Here is a 17798-nt window from a genome sequence, read left to right as displayed (position 1 = left end):
CTCCACAGTCCACTACTCCTGCCCATTCCACCCAAACACCTTGGCCAGCAACGGCACGTGTTCCACCAGCGAACCGCGCTCGAATAATCCTTCGCCAAGCGGCGGCGGCTCGTTGATCATTGCGCGGGTCCGATCCACTGCCTCGACTTGCGCTTTGAGTCGGCTCATAATCTTTTCAATATTGATGCCGTGAGCCATTGGTCGTTGCGTTTGCACAGCTCCCTGTTGACCAAGCAACGCGTAGGTGATGCCTTCATAGCCCGGAATCTGTTCGGCCATGTCTTTGAACAGCGCTGGGGCCGAACTCTTCAAATCCATATCCTGACCCATGCATTTGGCGACCAGACGAATAATCATCCAATCGGGCCGACGTTCGCCGGGCGCATCCAGCGCGCGACGCACGCGTTGCACCTGACCGCCGTCGTTGGTAAACGTGCCGTCAATTTCGGCGAAGCTCATCGCCGGCAGCACCACATCGGCGCGTTCGCATGATGGCGTCATGAATAACTGGTGCATGACGACAAATTCGGCTCGTTCCAACGCATCGCACCACTGAGCGCCGCCATAGCGGATCAGCTCCGCGCCGACCAGATAGAGCGCCTTGATGCTTGGCCCGACATCTTCCGGCGCTGGCAAGTCGTCGGTGAGTCCCATATCGAGTGCGCCGAGCGAATTGTTAAATCGCAAGAGCGGCAGCAAACGTACCTGACGGCCATCCGTTGACCATCGTTGGCCAAGCATCGCTGCTGCTTCCATCGCCGCGCCGCGAACCTCCGGTCCGATTAGGAACACGACATCCTGGCTTTGTTCGAGCGTATGGCGCAGGCCGCGTAGCTGCTCGATGCTGAGATTGGTGCAGGCTGCGGCCGTTTCCAACTGCGTCTCATCAAGCAGCGCCAAGATGAGCGCCGGTTCTGAGCCAGACCGGATATGCAAGAACTCTGCCGCGTGTTGCATGCGCCGCAGCGGTCGCGCGTTGGCATAGATCAGTCGTGACCCATTCTCTCTGACGGCAAACCGCAGGCTGTAGGCAGTCAGCGGGTTGTATTCGGGTGGATTACCGCCAATGAGCAGCAGGGTTTTTCGCCCTGTGCGAATCTCTTCCTGCGTTGCCAATGGTGAGCTCAGATGCTTGAAGAACGGGCGCCAGTCGTCGGCCACCAAGCTGACACGGGAAGCGCCAATCACCTCACGCGCAAACTTGTTGAACACGTAGAGCACTTCATTAGTCAATCGTGGCGAGCCGATGCAGGCAATACTATCCGCGCCGTACTTGGTTTTGATTTCTTTCAATCGGGCAGCAACGAGCGCGATAGCTTCGTCCCAGCCGGCCGGTTCCAACTGGCCGTTGCGACGAATCAGCGGCGTGCGAATACGGTCCGGGCTATTAGCAAATTCATTTCCGTAGCGTCCCTTGATACACAGGAATTCGTGATTGATGCCGGTCATGTCTTTGGCCCAAGCGCGTACGATTTTGCCTTCACGCACGCTCAATTTCAACTGGCAGCCGTCAGCGCAGTAGGTGCAGGTCGTGATCGTGTCCTCAATATCCCATGGACGCGCTTTGAAGCGGAAATTGGCGCTGGTCAATGCCCCGACCGGACAGACCTCAACGCAATTGCCGCACTGCTCGCATTCGAGCGTCCCATCTCGCTTATTGCCGATGATGACCGAACGCGCGCCGCGTCCCAGCACGCCGAGCGCATGGTCGCCAACCCACTCATCGCAGGTGCGAATGCAACGATAACAGAGAATGCACCGCTGCGGGTCCAGATAAATGAACGGGCTGAGCGCTCGCTCGTCCTGATGGTTCTTTGTCTCCATCATGCGAGCGAACAGATTGCCGAAGGTGAAGCTCATGTACTGCAATTCGCACTCGCCGCCCTTGTCGCACATGGGGCAATCCAGCGGGTGATTTGACAGGATGAAATCAACCATGCCTTGCTGCGCTTGCTTGATTTCATCCGATTGTGTCGTCACGATCATGCCGTCTTGCACGCGCACAGTGCAGGCTGTTTGCAGTTTCGGCATGCGCTCAATCCGCACCAAACACATGCGGCAAGCGGCCTGCGGTTGCAGTTTGTGATAATAGCAGAAGTTCGGCACATAAATGCCGTTCGTTTCGCAAACTTCTAACAGGTACTCTCCCTTGGGCGCTGTGAACTCTCGACCATCAATGGTCACTTTCACCAACTCTGTCATGACCCCTGATTCCTCATACGGCGACGCTGACTCGCCGTTGAACGTAGCGCTCAAACTCGGCGCGGAATTTCTTGACCGCCGGCGCTACCGCCCATGCAGCGGCATCGCCCAGCGGACAATGTGTGCGACCAAACATGTTGTCGGAAAGCTCGATCAACATGTCAATGTCCCGCTCGGTGCCGCCGCCGCGCAGCAAGCGTCGGAAAATTTTTACCAACCAATTCGTGCCTTCGCGGCAGGGCACACACCAGCCACAGGATTCATGTTCGTAAAATTTGATGGAACGATAGGTGGCTTGCACGATGTCGGTCGTCTCATCCATGACGATCACGCCGCCGCTGCCGAGCATGGAACCGATCGCGGCCAGGGCCTCAAAGTCCAGCGTGATGGTTTCGGCCTCCTCGGCTGTGAGAATCGGCGCTGATGTGCCGCCGGGAATAACAGCTTTCAGTTTTCTGCCGCCGCGCACGCCGCCACAATCTTCGATCAATTGCTTGAGCGGATAGCCAAGCGGGCGCTCATAGACGCCGGGTCGCTCGACGTGTCCACTGACCGCGAACAAGCGTGTGCCACCGCTTTTCTCGGTGCCTAAGCGTCGGAACCAATCGCCGCCGTTGACGATAATCGGCGGAACCGAAGCAATCGTCTCGACATTGTTGACGACTGTCGGACAGCCGTATAAACCGACCAGCGCGGGAAACGGCGGCTTGATGCGCGGATAACCGCGCTTGCCTTCCAATGATTCCAGCAACGCCGTCTCTTCGCCACAGATGTACGCGCCGGCGCCCGGATGAACGATCACGTCGCAATCGAAGCCGGTGCCCAGGATGTTCTTGCCAACGTATCCACGGGCGCGCGCCTCCTCGATGGCCTGCTCGAGCCGCTCCTTCAAATACCAGTACTCCCCGCGAATGTAGATGAACGCCAGATGCGAGCTGATGGCATAGGCGGCAATCATCATGCCTTCCAGCAGCGCGTGTGGGTCTTTCTCCATGATCGGCCGGTCCTTGAACGTTCCCGGTTCACTTTCGTCGGCGTTGACGACCAGATAGATTGGCTTCGGGCTATCCTTCGGCACAAAGCTCCACTTCAAGCCGGTCGAAAAGCCAGCGCCGCCGCGCCCGCGCAATGCCGATTTCTTGACCTCCTCGGTGATTTGCTCCGGCGTCATCTCGGTGAGCGCTTTCTGGAGCGCCCTATATCCACCGTGCTGCAGGTAGACATCCAGCGTGTGTGAATTGGGAATATCGAATCTGGCACTGAGCACTTTTTCCATAACCAAACACATCCAACCGCCACATCACACGAACTGACGCCACGCTTTCGCCGTTGCGTCTATCGGCGATGTCGCGGCGACAGACGCGCTGCTAGGGCAGCGCGTCCAAAATCTGATCCACCTTGTCGGGTGTCAGATTCTCGTGATAGTCAAAATTGACTTGCATGGCCGGCGCCCCACCGCACGCGCCTATGCATTCAACTTCGACGAACGTGAATTTGCCATCGGGCGTCGTTTCGCCCAAACGAATACCGAGTTTGCGCTCGATGCACTTCTCAATGTGGTCCGAACCCATCAACCAGCAAGAAACATTGGTGCACAATTGAACCACGTATTTGCCCACCGGCCGGCGATAAAACATCGTATAGAAGCTGGCTGTGGAGAGCACGTCCAGATAGGTCAATCCCATACGTTGGGCGACGTACTCCATCACGTCATCGCTCAAATAGCCGTTCTCAGCTTGAGCGACATAGAGAATCGGCAGCAAGGCCGAGCGCTTCTGCGGGTACTTGGCTAACAATTCATCAATTCTCTTTTCTGCTTGTTGCGAAAACATGCTTGGCTCCTCAGCGATCCACATCTCCCAGCACAATATCAATACTGGCAATAATGGCGACGACGTCAGCCACCAGGTGGCCTTCGATCAAGCGTGGCAGCGCCTGCAAGTTGCCGAACGACGGCGTGCGCACGTGCATGCGATAGGGTTTTGGGCCACCGTCGCTGACGATGTAAAATCCAAGCTCGCCGCGCGGACTCTCGACCGGCATGTAGACTTCGCCTGCCGGCACCGGAAATCCGTCGCAGGTGATGAGAAAGTGATAGATGAGTGCATCCATCTGCGTCTTCATCAGGTGACGATCGGGCAACACAATGCGCGGCGCATTGGCTTTGACGGGACCGGACGGCAACTTTTGCACGGCTTGACGAATGATCTTGACCGATTCCTTCATTTCATCCACGCGCACCAGGTAGCGGGCATAGACGTCCCCTTCACGGCGAGTGGGAATATCAAAATCGTAGTTCTCATAGCCGGAGTAGGGGCTGGCCCGGCGCAAATCGTGAGCCAGACCGCTGCCGCGCAGTGCCGGCCCGCTGATGCCCCAATTGATTGCTTCCTCTGCGCTGATGTAGCCCAGACCTTCGGTGCGCGCGCGAAAGATCGGATTGGTCGTCAACAACGTGTGAATTTCCGGCACTGTCTCCCGCTCGAACGTGTCACACAGATCAAGCACCCGTTGCGTCCAGCCGTCAGGAATGTCTCGCGCCAGACCGCCCACGCGGAAGTAACTCGGCATCATGCGGCCGCCACAGGCCGCTTCAATCAGTTGCAACACCATCTCGCGAACGCGGAAGCCGTAAAAGAAGAAACTCATCGCGCCCAGCTCGAGCCCGTGTGTGGCGATCCAGATGGCGTGGCTGGCCAGACGTTGCAATTCTGTCATGATGACGCGAACGGCTTGCGCGCGCGGCGGAATCTCTAGCTCCAACATTTTCTCCACCGCCAGCACGAAGCCCAAATTGTTGCCTGTTGAGTTCAGGTAATCCATCCGGTCGGTGATGGTGATCACGTGATTGTATTTTTTGTACTCGGCCAGCTTCTCCATGCCGGTGTGCAGGTAGCCGATTTCCTGATCCGCTTTGACCACGCGCTCGCCATCCAGCGTCAGGATCACGCGCAGCACGCCGTGCGTCGAGGGGTGCTGCGGCCCCATGTTGATCACCATTTCAGAGTCCAGTGGACTGGCTTTCACCTCGAGCAACGCTTCCGTCATGACTTACCTCGTGTAGCCGCGCAGTGGGAAATCTTTGCGCAGCGGATGCCCTTCGTAATCATCCGGCATCATGATGCGTTTCAAATTCGGATGTCCGTCAAAGCGGATACCGAATAGATCATAGACCTCGCGTTCATACCAATCGGCTGATTTCCACACCGACGTCACTGTCGGCACCGATTCATCTTCATTGACTCGCACTTTGACGCGCAAGCGGTGGCGGTGCGTGTAGGAGTAGAGGTGATAGACGACTTCAAACCGAGGATCGGCATCCACGCCGAGGTCCACGCCGGTAACCGTAGCGAGAAAATCGTAAGCGAGCGCCGGCTCGTCGCGCAAAAACTGGCTCACGCGCACAATGGCGTCCGGTTTGACGACCACCGTCAATTCGTTCCACTGCTCCTTTGATTCGACAATCTCTGTTGCGAATCGGGCTTGCAGTATACTCAACTGTGCCTGATTGTTCATAACCCGAATGATGAATGCCGCGCGACATCTGCTGAAACACAACCACGGCTCGGGCCTTCATCTATTTCATATAGGCTTTATCTGGGAAGATTGGCTCCTTGGGTAGCACCCGTTTGGGTTTCTCCGCCATCTGTTCGTGCAGTCGCTGCCGCTCAATTTTTTCTTGTAGCTTCATCATGGCATACAACAACATCTCCGGCCGGGGCGGGCAGCCCGGTACATAAATGTCCACAGGAATGATCTTATCCACGCCCTGCACCAGCGCGTAATTATCAAACATGCCACCCGTCGAGGCACACACACCCATCGAAATGACCCATCGCGGTTCAGCCATCTGCTCATAGAGTCGTTTGACCACCGGCGCCATCTTCTGCGAGACGCGCCCGGCCACGATCATCACGTCGGATTGGCGCGGCGAACCGCGAAACACCTCAGCGCCGAACCGTGAAATGTCATTGCGCGCCGAGATCATCCCCATCATCTCGATGGCGCAACAAGCCAATCCAAATTGCATCGGCCACATGCTCGATTTGCGCGCCCAGCCAATCAACTCGTCGAATTTGGCCGTCAACACGCCCGATAAACCGCTCTTGGCTTGCGCCTCGCGTCGTTGTGCGTCGAGCCAGTTCTCATTCATAACGATCACCAATTCCAATCAAACGTTGGAGGTTTACGATGAAACATGGATGGCCATGCGCCTGTCATCCATCATAACGATCACCGATTCCAATCAAACGTGCCTTTCTTCCACACGTAGACGTAACCAACCAATAAGATGGCAATGAAAATCATCATCTCAACGAAAACGAATGCCTTGGAAAACTCCGCAGCCAGATCATGAAACACCACTGCCCACGGAATGAGGAAAATTGCCTCAATATCAAACAAGATGAAAATCATGGCAACCAGATAAAACGCAATACTAAAACGTTCGCGCGGCGAGCCAATGGGGTCTTTGCCACACTCATACGCCATATTCTTTTCCGGCGTCGGGCGACGACGGGCAATCAACCTAGGCAACAACAACATCACACCGCCAATGAGCAACGTGAAAATCAGCAGGATCAAGACCGGAATGTACTGTGCGGTTTCCGACATGATCGTTCACATAACACTGAATGACTCGCCGTCTCTATTTGAAGCGGGAATATAGTGCCAAGGTTTTGAAATTGTCAAGAAAAGGGCATGTCGCACAGGAATTCACGATGAGGACGAGAATGATTGATCCGGTTGGCAATCCAGGCTGTCGCAGACCGACGCAGCAATCCTCGCTCTCGCAGACCGGCACAGCAATCCACGTCATCGGAAAGAATATTTTTGCCCAAGAAAACCTGTCGCGCAGTGAGGCTATGGGGAAAAAACATTGCAAGCACATCGTTCCTCCGAGAATGTGGCACAGACGGTCCCGCCTGTGATCCATTCTCATCGTTTCTGGGCGGCGCGACCGGCAACATGAACAATTCCTCTCGTGGATTTGTCTAGGCCTCATGCCTCGTCCCCTTGCTGTCCGACCCAAAAGATGCACTCAACCACCTCGCACTCACGCCCGTGCGAGTTCATCACTCTGAGTTGATCCGGGCCGGCGGAGCATCGCACACGCTCCGGTAAAGCGCCAGCAAACGCTGACCCATACGCTCGCGCGTGAACTCACGCGCAACGCGACGACGGCCACCATCACCCAATCTCAATCGCAGAGCCTGATCCGTGAGCAACGTCTGAATCGCTCGAACCAACGCGCCCACATCATTGGGCGGGACAACAAGACCTGTCTCGCCGTCCTGATTGACCCACGGCACACCGGACTGCAAATTCGTGCTGACCACCGGCTTGCCACAGGCCATCGCTTCAAGCTGCACCATGCCGAACGCTTCGCTCTTGTGTGTTGAAGGCAAAACAAAGATGTCGCAGGCATGATAAAACGCGGCCAACTCTTCCAACGGGCGCTCACCCAGCCATACAATTTTGCTTCTCAACCCATCCCGCTCGACGAGCTGTTCAAACTGTGGCCTCAACGGACCATCGCCAACGATCAGTAACCGAGCTGGTATTTCGCGCATCGCTTTGAGTAACACATCCAACCCTTTGTAATAGACCACGCGCCCGACGAATAACAGCAACGGGGCGCCATATTGACGCCGTATCGCTCGCGCCGCCACCATAGACCGGCCAGCATCTTGCAAGTAGCTCACATCAATCCCAAATGGCACGACAACGCACTTCTCACGCACAGTCGCTAATGCCGGCCAATGTTCAATCGCCGGCGGCGAACTCACCACGATGCGATCAGCCAGCCGCAGCATCCGTTGCTGCCATGGAGCGTAAACGCGCCCCAATACTCTTTGTCGCACCCATTCACTGTGAAACGATACGATCAGCTTGCCTGACGGCTTGACAACCTGATACGCCACCGTCGCCAGCGGATTCAGTTCATGAAGATGAACGATGTCCGCTTTGATTGTCTTCAAATAGTAGAGAAACGTCGGACACACCGAAGTCGCCGCCACCGTGCCCCAACTGGCCGCACGCAACACATCTACACCATCCACCATTTCACGCACAGTTCGTGCCTGAGAATTGGCGACCAGCACACGTAACTCAACATGATCCTTGATCGCCTGACAGATGTTCATCAACACCGTTTCCATGCCGCCAGGATGAGGGGGATAGAATTTTCCGACTTGCAATACTTTCATAGGTTGAAGGAGTCAGAAGTCAGAAGCCAGGAGTCAGAAGCCAGGAGTCAGAAGCCAGAAGCCAGAAATCAGGAGCCAGAAGCCAGGAGCTAATTGAAATAACTAGCTCCGGTCCACTGACCACTAGCCACCAAACACTGTCCACTTCTCCTGTTCAATGTCTACTAACCACTGTCCCCTGTCCACTGACCACTGGCCACAACCACCGATCACCTTTCCTCTTCATTGCCCACTGACCACCGTCCACTCATCAACGATTCATAGATCGCTTCAATCCGATGAACCTGCCGCTGTAACGAAAAATGCTGCTCGACACGCCGACGGCCTGCCAATCCGAATCGCTTGCGCTCTGATTCGTCCTGCAACAATCTCATGATCATACCCGCCAGTTGTTGGGCATCGCGCGGCCTAGTCAACAAGCCGGTCACTTCATGCTCAACAATTTCTGGCACTCCGCCTGCATTCGAGGCGATCACCGGTTTACCACACGCCATCGCTTCAATCAAGACACGGCCGAACGGCTCCGGCTCAATTGAGGCGTGGACGACGACGTCGAGTGTATTGATGACGCGGGCGACATCCGAGCGAAAGCCAGTGAACCTCACATACTGCTCAAGGTTGTTGACCCTTACCCACTCCTCAAGCTGTTGTCGGTAGCCTCGATGGCCGGCGGTATCGTAAATCTCGTCGCCGATGATCCAGAAGGTCACCTGATCTACTTGCCGACTGACCAGCCGAGCTGCGTCGAGGAATACATGATGCCCTTTCCACGGCGCGAGCATGCCGATGATGCCGACGCGCAGAGAACCATCGCGCTGCCTCTCGACCGGCGAAAAACTATCAATGTCAACGCCGTTGTGGACGACAGCAATGTTCCGCATTCGACCCAAGTCAGCAGCGACCGCATGCGAGTTGACAATGATCAATGACGGGCATGCCTCGGCCAACCGCACATACAGCGGGTAAAAACGGCGCTGACGCACGAAATCGTGAAGATGCCATATCAGCGGCGTGTTAATCACAAGACGAAGCGCGCCACTCAGAAAATGCATCTTGATGCCGTGTGCATGAACGATGTCAATCCTTTCTTGTTCGATGATCCGCTTGAGGTGAAACAGCCCGGTCAGAGCGCGGGCGAAGGCAGGCAGCATGCGCCCGATCTCCATCCAGCGACTGTAGCGACCCAGTCCAAGCAACGGCTCGAATGGGCTCATAAGTCGAACGTCAATGCCGGCGTCGCGCAGTTTATCAAGGAGCGGCCCCGGCTTTGGCAGAACCACCAATGACGTGAATCGCTTTGCATCCAGATGGGTGACCACGTCGTGCAGCACCCATTCGGCGCCGCCCAGTTGCGATGATGAATTGAGAAACAAAATCCTAATCACGCGTGCTCTGCATGGATGCGTTGGTAAACGGCCAGCGTCTGGCGCGCTGTCTCAGTCCACGTAAACGCCATGGCCCGCAAGCGGCCTCGCTCAATGAGCTGCTTTCTCAATGTCGCGTCATCGAGAACTCTGGCCACAGCTTCGGCCAACGTCATCGGATTGATCGGCGCAACCAGCAGGCCTGCATCGCCCAGCACTTCCGGTAGAGGACCAACATGGGACGCAATGACCGGCGTGGCTGACGCCATCGCTTCCAACACCGTCAGGCCGAATCCCTCGTATGTTGACGGGAGCAGTAATACATCGGCAGCTTGATAAGCGCAGCGAAGGTCATCCAGTGAAACCTGCGGTCGTTGGTGGACGCGCGACGCAATATCCAATGCGGCGATCAGCCGGCGATGATCGTCCGTGAACCGTCCGCCAATTTGAAGAAGATGACCATCAACGTGTGACTCACTCAGCCACTGCTTGAACCCGCGCAGCAACGTCGGAATGTTTTTTCGTGGATCGCAACTGCCCACGTGCAACAGCAAGGGTGCTTGTTCAGGCACACGCAAGGCGTGCCGGAACTGCTGCCGCGCGTCCAGGCTCACCGGTTGGAAAAACGCTTCCTCGACGCCGAGATGAACAACGCTGATGCGCGCTTCGGGGAAATCCGTCAGTTCAAGCAACTCTCGTTTGGTGAAATGCGAATCAGCAATGAGCCAGCCAGCTCGCTGCATCTGGGTCATAACCCAACGCAGCAATCGGTTGCGGAGCCGCTCGCGCCACGAGTCGGCGCGCTCATTGACGAGACGCAGCGGGTAGACATCATGCACGGTCACGACAGTTCGCGTTGCGTCAAGCGCGCCTACCAGATGACCGTAAGAATGATCGAGCACGTGGTAAACGTCAGCTCGATACGATTTCGCCCTTTGAGGATAGACGACATACCGAGCGATATACCGATGATGTCGCGGCGACGGTTTGACAGCGACGAGCTCGAATTCTCCGTCATTGGCAACGGCGCGTAGTCCGGCGGTGAGCTTGTTTGCGTAAAGGTCCATGCTCTTCCAATTTTCAATCGGCAAATCTGGAAACAAGCACACGCGCACAACATCATACTCCTATCAAGCCGGAGATCACGTTTTTGAGCCGCTCAGCCAACACATCATAATCGAAATACTCAGCCGCCACGCGCCGGTTGCGCTCGCCGCGTTCAAGCTGGGCGCGGTCGCGCACAATGGCGCGGATGCGCTGGGCGAGCCGTTGCGGATACTCTCTATCTTTGACGCCTTCATAATCCACGAGCATGTCCTCGTCCAACACGAGCGCAGCCTCGCCCACGCGGGTCGCCAGAATGAATCGTCCGGCGGCTAGATAGAGTGGCAGTTTGCCGGTCGTTCTCACCTGACCAACCAGATCGTTCGTCTGCGTAGAAATGCACACATCAATCAGGTTGAGGTAGAGCGGCAATTGCTCGTGCGGCACATAACCAAGAAACAGCATATTGTCTTCGAGGCCATACTCCCGGCAACGTGCCTTCAGTCGCGCAATGCCGTCGCCATCGCCGATCAAAATGCCTTTCACCGGCTCGCCTTTGAGCAGCCGCAGCGCCTCAACCAGCTCCCAGCCGTAGCCCATATCCCATCGCTCGTTCCAGATGGATGTCCCGACAAGTCCGATGGTCAACACATTCTCCAACGCCAGTTGCCGGCGCAGCGCCGTTGCGTCCACAGGTCGAAACGCTTCCCGTTCGATACCATCTTGAATGACCTCGACGCGATGGAGGCCTTGTGACTGGAGCCATTGCTTATGGCGCGTGCCACGCACAATGAGATAATCGGCCACGTTTAACGACAGCGTCTCCAGTTGCTTTGTCAACCAAAGTCCTAAACGGCTTCGTGTGCCCATTGATTTGGCCAGCTCATAAATGACATCGCCTGTATCAACAACAACCCGATTGTTTGACCAGAGCTTGTAAAGCGCCGCCGCCAGCACGCCGGAGTAGCTCATGTCGAACACATAACTGAGCGACGGCTTGATACGAAACAACGCTGCTGTCAATCGCAACAGCGAGCCGATTTTGCGTCGGGAGCGATACAACAGATGAATGTCATAGCCTTCCTGCAATCGCTTGGTGAACGCTTCGGCGCGCGCGCTCAAGGGGGTGGTTGGACCGCCGTTGATCAGAAACGCAATTGTTGGTTTGGCCGAGTGTTTTTGCTCATACGCTCGTCGGTAGACGGCCATTGTTTGTTCGGCGACGTGATCCCACGTGCGTGCTTCAACCGTTTGGCGAGCGTTTGCGCCGAGTCGTTCTCTGAGCTGAACGTCAGTCATCAAGCGTCGCAAGGCCACGCTGAATGATGTGGCATCATCGGCTTTTTCAACGATGATGCCGCTCCGTTCATGCTCGATCAATTCGGCGGCGCCTGCTGCCCGACTTGTGACAACCGGCAAGCCCATCGCCATCGCTTCCGTAATGACCATGCCGAACGCATCGTAGAACGTGGGGAATAAGAGCGCGTCGGCGGCAGCGTAGATTCGTTCAATCTGGTCGGTCGGCGGACAAAAGATGACGCGGTCGCCGGCATTCAATGCTGTTGCTTGTTGCCGATAGGAATCTGCTTGTGAGCGGGAGACGAAAACCAATCGCGCGCCCTCGACGCGAGCGATGGCTTCAATGGCTGTGGCAGCGCCTTTCTGCAAATCACCGACGTACAGGGCGACGAAATCTGTGTCGGCCAATCCCCATACGGCGCGTGTATGCGCCCGATGGCGCGCTCGTTGATTCGGATGAAATCGTGTGACGTCCACGCCGTGATGAATCACATGCACATTTTGTGTGCGACCGTAGTGCTGGCGTAAATCCTGGCGCACGGCTTGGGAAATGGCAATGACGTGCGATGAATGCGCTGGCTGATAGACCCATCGTTCCATCCGTCCGACGAGCGCGCGAAAGAGGCGTTGCTGCCAAGTGAGTCCGCCTTGATACGCTGCCTGTGCGGCAAACCAGCCTTCCTGACAAATGTGCGCCGTCACTACATCAGCCCGCCAACAGGACAAACCTTGAGCGTGAACGATCTCGAACGGGTCGGTGAGTTTCAGCGTCGCCGGCAGGATGAAGGTCAGGATCGTGCTCAACGCGCTCGCGCGCCACGCTGGGACATGATGGAAATGAATGTTGGCCGGCTGATCACCTTCGATCCGGTTGGCGAATACATGCACGTCGTGCTCGCGAGCGAAGCGTTCGGCCAACTCGGCCACATACCGGCTGTGGCCGCCGGCTTTGTGATAGTCATGCACAACGAAGGCTATTTTCATCACGGCGCTACGTTCGCACGGCGGCGTGCAGCAGCAGTCGCCACCTGGCGTCGAGCGACCTCAATCGCCGCGCCTTGTCGGCGGTCAGCCCAGATTATCTGCAATTTGAACAGCGCGCCCATGAAAAACCACCACAACAAGCCATGAGGAATGCCGAGAAATGGTGAGCCAACCAACGTTGTAATGCCAACCATCACGCTGCTGCCGAAGATGGCCAATGCGGCATCTTGTGATGGCGTCGTGCGTAGCATCCGCAGTGATTTAACACCACCTCGAATGGCCGTCAGCATGATCAACGAGAGCAGCGCCAAGCCCACGATGCCCATTTCCACCATGATTCGTCCATAATCACCATCGGAAAAGATGAGCTGCAATGTTGGATACTGTTGCAGCAGATAGAACGGCACGCCATGACCGGTGACGCCGAGGCCATGCCCCAATGGCGCTTGCATGAGCGATTCCCAGCCAGTAATGAACGGATTGGATAGCCGCCCGAGCAACACGTCGAGGTTGGTCAACGAAGCGAACCGGCTCGCGGCGCGCCCTTCCGTCAGGCTGATGCCGAGTTGAACGCCTATCAGGATCAGAATCATGACCGTGACATAGATGCGGAAATGGCGCTTGTACCAGTAAAGAATCACCACGCCAATCACCATCATGAGCAACGCTGCGCGCGTGCCGGTTAGCACAAGGCTGGTCAACATCGGCAGGATCGCCAATCCCAGTAGCACCTTCTGGCGCGTTGAAACCTTATCGCTGATGGCGAGCGCCAACGCGATGAAGCTGGTATATGACATCATTGTACCGAATGCGCCTGCCGAGACGAACGTGGAAAAAATGCGAAATTCCAACTCACCTTCCTCGGTGACATAGGTAGCAAACTGGTGACGCTGCGAAGCGATGACATCGTCGCTCAGCACACTCTCGATGCCAGCCGCATATTGGTAGATGCCGTAGGCGCCGGCGATCATCCCTAGCAGAATAACAAGACGCAGGTAGAACTCAACATGCCGCTCGGATTTGATGAGATCATAACCGATGAAAAACGCCAGCGATGATACACACCAGCCGCGAAAGGCTGATAGACTAACCAGCAACGGAACATCAGGAAAGAAAATGTAGACAAAGCACACCATGTAGAAAATCAGCAGCGGCAGCGTCAGCGGCGTTCGCGGCAGCCGCAGATGAGAGAGCCGATCCGTTCCCGTCAACCAAAATAACAGCGTCACACCCAGACCGATGTCGAATAGGAAATAGCTTAGCGGAATCGGATAACGATCCTTGATATAGGCGATGAAAAAGCCGATGACAATCGTGCCAATCAATGCGCTATGCACGAGCTGATCCTGAACGAACAGATCACGCCATCCCAGACCAACCAGTGCAGGCGAGCGTCGGCGCGGATAACCAGCAATGAGAACAGGCGCCTTATCCGCCCTCCGTCCATACGTCCTTATGTCCATAGCCTTCCTGTGAGAACAGCTTGAATGAAACCACCGCTGATGGTTTCGTGTGATTGCTTCTCAATCCGCGCTTTCTCATCCTGCCAGAACAATCTGAATGAAACCACCGCTGATGGTCTCGTGTGATTGCTTCTCAATCCGCGCTTTCTAATCCTGCCAGAACAATCTGAATGAAACCACCATTGATGACTTATGATGAACGTTTAACACCAATGCCCCACAAATGAAAAGCGAAATAACGGGTCAAGCCGCTTGTTCGGACCAACCGCTTGAGCCATCCCTGCTCAATAGCAAAATGGTATTGCACCGATTTTTGCTCGAATACTGCCATTGCTTCTCGAAGACTCTGCTTGGTATGCAAATTACAATGACCGGCCAGCCGCGCTTCGCCCTCCCACGTAATCAGGGCTGGAACGGGTCGCCCAAGCAGCTTGTATAACAGACGCTTGGCGTGCTGTCCATAGCGAATGAATTCTTGCGTCGGTCCAGTGTGAATGATCAGTCGCCCACCCGGCTTCAACAGGGCATGACAACGGGCAATGATCTGGCGCAGCCGATCTTGCGGGACATGTTCGACGAAATCCAACATCAGGATCGAATCGAACTGATTGGAGCAAAATCCTAAATCAGCCGCATCCATCTGAACAACGGCCGCTGCGGCGTCGGCCGGGAGTTTGTTCAGCAAATGTCGGGTCAGCTCAATAGCATGCGGGCTGAAATCAATGCCGATAGCGCGCGCGCCCCGTAGTGCGCAGGCCAAGACAATTTCGCCACGTCCACAACCGACATCCAAGATGAGCTGCCCAGGTCCCGGTTGGGCTAGTTCAATAGCTTTTCGGCGAATCGGTTCAAGCTCACGCCCATCGAATGAATCGAATAGCTCGTGACCGCCACATCGCGTGCGGTAGTAATCGCCGGTATAAAATTCTGGGCCAGCCGGTTCCGTCATTGGTCAACACTCTAACACAGCCGCCAGCGCCGATTCGACCTTTCGGATCATCGTCTGCTGGCTGAAATGCTCCAGCACGTGCGCGCGCGCGGCTTGACCCATCGCCTCTCGTAACGAGGGACGCTCGATCAACACCGCGAGCGCGTGGACGAGTTGCTGAACATCGCGTGGCGGTATGATCATTCCGGTGTAGCCGTCAACGACCGTCTCGCGCGGGCCGCCGACATCAGTCACAATCACCGGCTTGCCAGCGGCCATCGCTTCGACAACAGCCAGACCAAATGATTCGGGCGCTGTGGCCGGATGCACGAAGACGTCAATCGCACTCAGGAGACGATCAATGTCATGACGCAATCCGGTGAAGACAATATGATCGGCCACGCCTAGCTCCACAGCTAATCGCTTCAACATTGATTCATAGCCCTGGCTCTTATTGAACAGCTCGCTGCCGACAACTAGAAACATGACCTGCCGATAGCGCTCGATCAGCAGCGAAGCTGCGCGGATCAGCACATCCTGTCCTTTGCCGGGCTGGAGACGGCTGATGGCGGCGACGACGGTCGCTCCCGGCTCGATGCCAAATTCTTTCAAGACCAGTTGACGATCCCACACTCTGTCCGGCGCCGGTTCAATGCCAGGATGAATGATGGTCAGTGGCGTTCCGTTCAAACTCAAGGCGTCGGCATGCGCGCGCGCTGCAATATATGAACTCGTGATGATAAGTTTGGCCGGGACGGCGGCAGCCAGTTGATCAATCCAATTGGTGAGCGAGGCAATGCCGTGCTGCCACCATATTGCATCAACGTTGGCGCAGAGCGCCGCTACGCCACCATATAGATGACCATATCCGAGCGAACTTAACACCAGTTGAATAGACTCGTTGATGATAAGCTGCCGCCCAGCTTTCACCGTTCGCCAGTAATTGACCGGATCGCTCAGTCGCGTGATCGGATCGAGGAATGTTGGAACACCGAGCGCTTGAATTTCTTGCACGAGCGAGCCGGGCCGCAAAAACCACGCTACCGGCTCAAATCGCCTCCGATCCAGATGGCGCGCGATAGCCGCAAAGACACGCTCGGCGCCACCACGCTCACCGACAGGGAAAACCAACAGGATTTTCCTAGGCGCGCTCATGCGCATTCTCCATGATGGATAGGAGCCGCTGTGTGACAACCGGCCAACTGAAATGATCCCGGTAAAGCCTTTCGCCAGCCTCGGCCAGTTGGCGTCGCCGCGCCTGATCAGTGGCCAGCATGCAGACATTAGCGACAAAAGCCTGCTGATCGTTGACAGGCGACAGAGTCAGCGCGGCCGAGTTGGTAAGCAATGGATCGGTTCCCGGACCCGACGTGGTCACAACAGCAAGACGATGACTGAGCGCCGCCATGAGCGAGGATCGCCGACTCGAGACGCCGTCCACCAGCGGCAGCAACAGCACATCCATCAGCGATAAGTAACGAGAGACCCACGCCGGCTCAACGTAACCCGTACATATCACCTGCCAGTTCATGCCATGTTCAGAACTGCCAAGCGAACCCGCTAGCTCTCCAGAAGCCGGGCCAACATAGAGCACTTGCGTCCGTTGACCACACGCCTGAAGCGCGGACAAACTCTCCCTGACATACGAAAGCAATACGGAATCGTGAAGCGTACCGAATAATCCTACAACGAAACTGTCGCCAGCCAGTCCAAGTTGTGCTCGCGTCGCTCTCTTCTCCGCGTCGCTGACAATCGTCACCGGAATGTTCGATGGCGATGGCAAGTAATGAAAATGAGAGAGCCACATCGGAAATAATCGTTGGAGTTTCTGCTGCCATACCTGCGTCGAAACACCAACCCGACAGGCCGCCGCAACGCACATCATCAGCATGAGTCGTTGCAGCAGACCGGCAATCATACGCTTCGGTCTGAGCGACCAAGCCAGATAGAGTTCATGAAGCAAAAGAAAAATCCTATAGCCGTGAAGTCGCCACCACCAGAGCATCAACGGCAACGCCAGGTTGATGCCGGCTCGACCATACATGTGCGGCACATACTGTACGATCAACCAATCAGGTTGAAATTCGCAGAGCACTTGTTGAACGCGAATGATCCCGAAGAGATTCCACGACCGGACGCATGGCTCGACACGCACACCGACCATCGAGTGAGCACCGCTGTTGCGCTGCGAGGTGATGACGGCGACTTCAGCCTGTTGACCGAGATGCGCCGCCAGCGCCGCTGTATGGTCGGCCAGCGCGCTGCGCTCAGGCGGAAAATCCGGACAGAGTATGGCCAGCCTCAT

The 17798-nt window shown here is 56.1% G+C and carries 15 protein-coding genes; all 15 read right to left on the bottom strand.

Translation table 11 applies throughout. The features are described 5' to 3' along the window. Positions 1-12 precede the first annotated feature (12 nt). Positions 13-2202, bottom strand: coding sequence for a molybdopterin-dependent oxidoreductase (locus tag NZ823_03940; protein ID MCS6804279.1), 2190 nt, complete (start codon positions 2200-2202; stop codon positions 13-15). A 13-nt stretch (positions 2203-2215) separates the two neighbouring features. Continuing rightward, positions 2216-3478 (bottom strand): NADH-quinone oxidoreductase subunit NuoF, encoded by a 1263-nt coding sequence (gene nuoF / locus NZ823_03935; protein ID MCS6804278.1) that lies wholly within the window; start codon positions 3476-3478, stop codon positions 2216-2218. A gap of 91 nt (positions 3479-3569) precedes the next feature. Then, positions 3570-4034, bottom strand: coding sequence for an NADH-quinone oxidoreductase subunit NuoE (nuoE, locus tag NZ823_03930; GenBank protein MCS6804277.1), 465 nt, complete (start codon positions 4032-4034; stop codon positions 3570-3572). Positions 4035-4044: 10 nt separating this feature from the next. Continuing rightward, complete coding sequence (gene nuoD / locus NZ823_03925; GenBank protein MCS6804276.1) at positions 4045-5250, bottom strand: NADH dehydrogenase (quinone) subunit D; 1206 nt, start codon at positions 5248-5250, stop codon at positions 4045-4047. Between the two features lie 3 nt (positions 5251-5253). Beyond that, complete coding sequence (locus NZ823_03920) at positions 5254-5718, bottom strand: NADH-quinone oxidoreductase subunit C (protein MCS6804275.1); 465 nt, start codon at positions 5716-5718, stop codon at positions 5254-5256. Between the two features lie 61 nt (positions 5719-5779). Then, positions 5780-6355 (bottom strand): NADH-quinone oxidoreductase subunit B, encoded by a 576-nt coding sequence (locus tag NZ823_03915; protein MCS6804274.1) that lies wholly within the window; start codon positions 6353-6355, stop codon positions 5780-5782. A gap of 80 nt (positions 6356-6435) precedes the next feature. Then, a complete protein-coding gene (locus NZ823_03910) occupies positions 6436-6816 on the bottom strand; it encodes an NADH-quinone oxidoreductase subunit A (protein ID MCS6804273.1) in 381 nt (126 codons plus the stop codon). A gap of 461 nt (positions 6817-7277) precedes the next feature. Next, positions 7278-8411, bottom strand: coding sequence for a glycosyltransferase (locus NZ823_03905; protein ID MCS6804272.1), 1134 nt, complete (start codon positions 8409-8411; stop codon positions 7278-7280). A 209-nt stretch (positions 8412-8620) separates the two neighbouring features. Then, on the bottom strand, positions 8621-9796 hold the full coding sequence (locus NZ823_03900; GenBank protein ID MCS6804271.1) for a glycosyltransferase family 4 protein: 1176 nt from the start codon (positions 9794-9796) through the stop codon (positions 8621-8623). Further along, positions 9793-10842: a glycosyltransferase family 4 protein gene (locus NZ823_03895; GenBank protein ID MCS6804270.1), complete on the bottom strand. Its 1050-nt coding sequence runs from the start codon at positions 10840-10842 to the stop codon at positions 9793-9795. The genes NZ823_03900 and NZ823_03895 overlap by 4 nt, the downstream gene beginning before the upstream one ends. 52 nt (positions 10843-10894) lie before the next feature. Then, complete coding sequence (locus NZ823_03890; GenBank protein MCS6804269.1) at positions 10895-13102, bottom strand: glycosyltransferase; 2208 nt, start codon at positions 13100-13102, stop codon at positions 10895-10897. After that, positions 13102-14565, bottom strand: a complete 1464-nt coding sequence (locus tag NZ823_03885) for an O-antigen ligase family protein (protein ID MCS6804268.1) — start codon at positions 14563-14565, stop codon at positions 13102-13104. The genes NZ823_03890 and NZ823_03885 overlap by 1 nt, the downstream gene beginning before the upstream one ends. Before the next feature lie 190 nt (positions 14566-14755). Next, positions 14756-15514 carry a class I SAM-dependent methyltransferase gene (locus NZ823_03880; protein ID MCS6804267.1) on the bottom strand — a complete coding sequence of 253 codons (759 nt, stop codon included), beginning with the start codon at positions 15512-15514 and terminating at the stop codon, positions 14756-14758. A gap of 3 nt (positions 15515-15517) precedes the next feature. Further along, a complete protein-coding gene (locus NZ823_03875) occupies positions 15518-16648 on the bottom strand; it encodes a glycosyltransferase family 4 protein (GenBank protein ID MCS6804266.1) in 1131 nt (376 codons plus the stop codon). Further along, on the bottom strand, positions 16635-17798 hold the full coding sequence (locus NZ823_03870; GenBank protein MCS6804265.1) for a glycosyltransferase family 4 protein: 1164 nt from the start codon (positions 17796-17798) through the stop codon (positions 16635-16637). Before NZ823_03870 ends, NZ823_03875 begins: the two co-directional genes overlap by 14 nt.

The organism is Blastocatellia bacterium (assembly GCA_025054955.1).
Classification (GTDB): Bacteria; Acidobacteriota; Blastocatellia; order HR10; family J050; genus JANWZE01.
The sequence above is the reverse complement of the archived record's forward strand: the minus strand, read 5'-3'. Positions and strand labels throughout refer to the sequence as shown.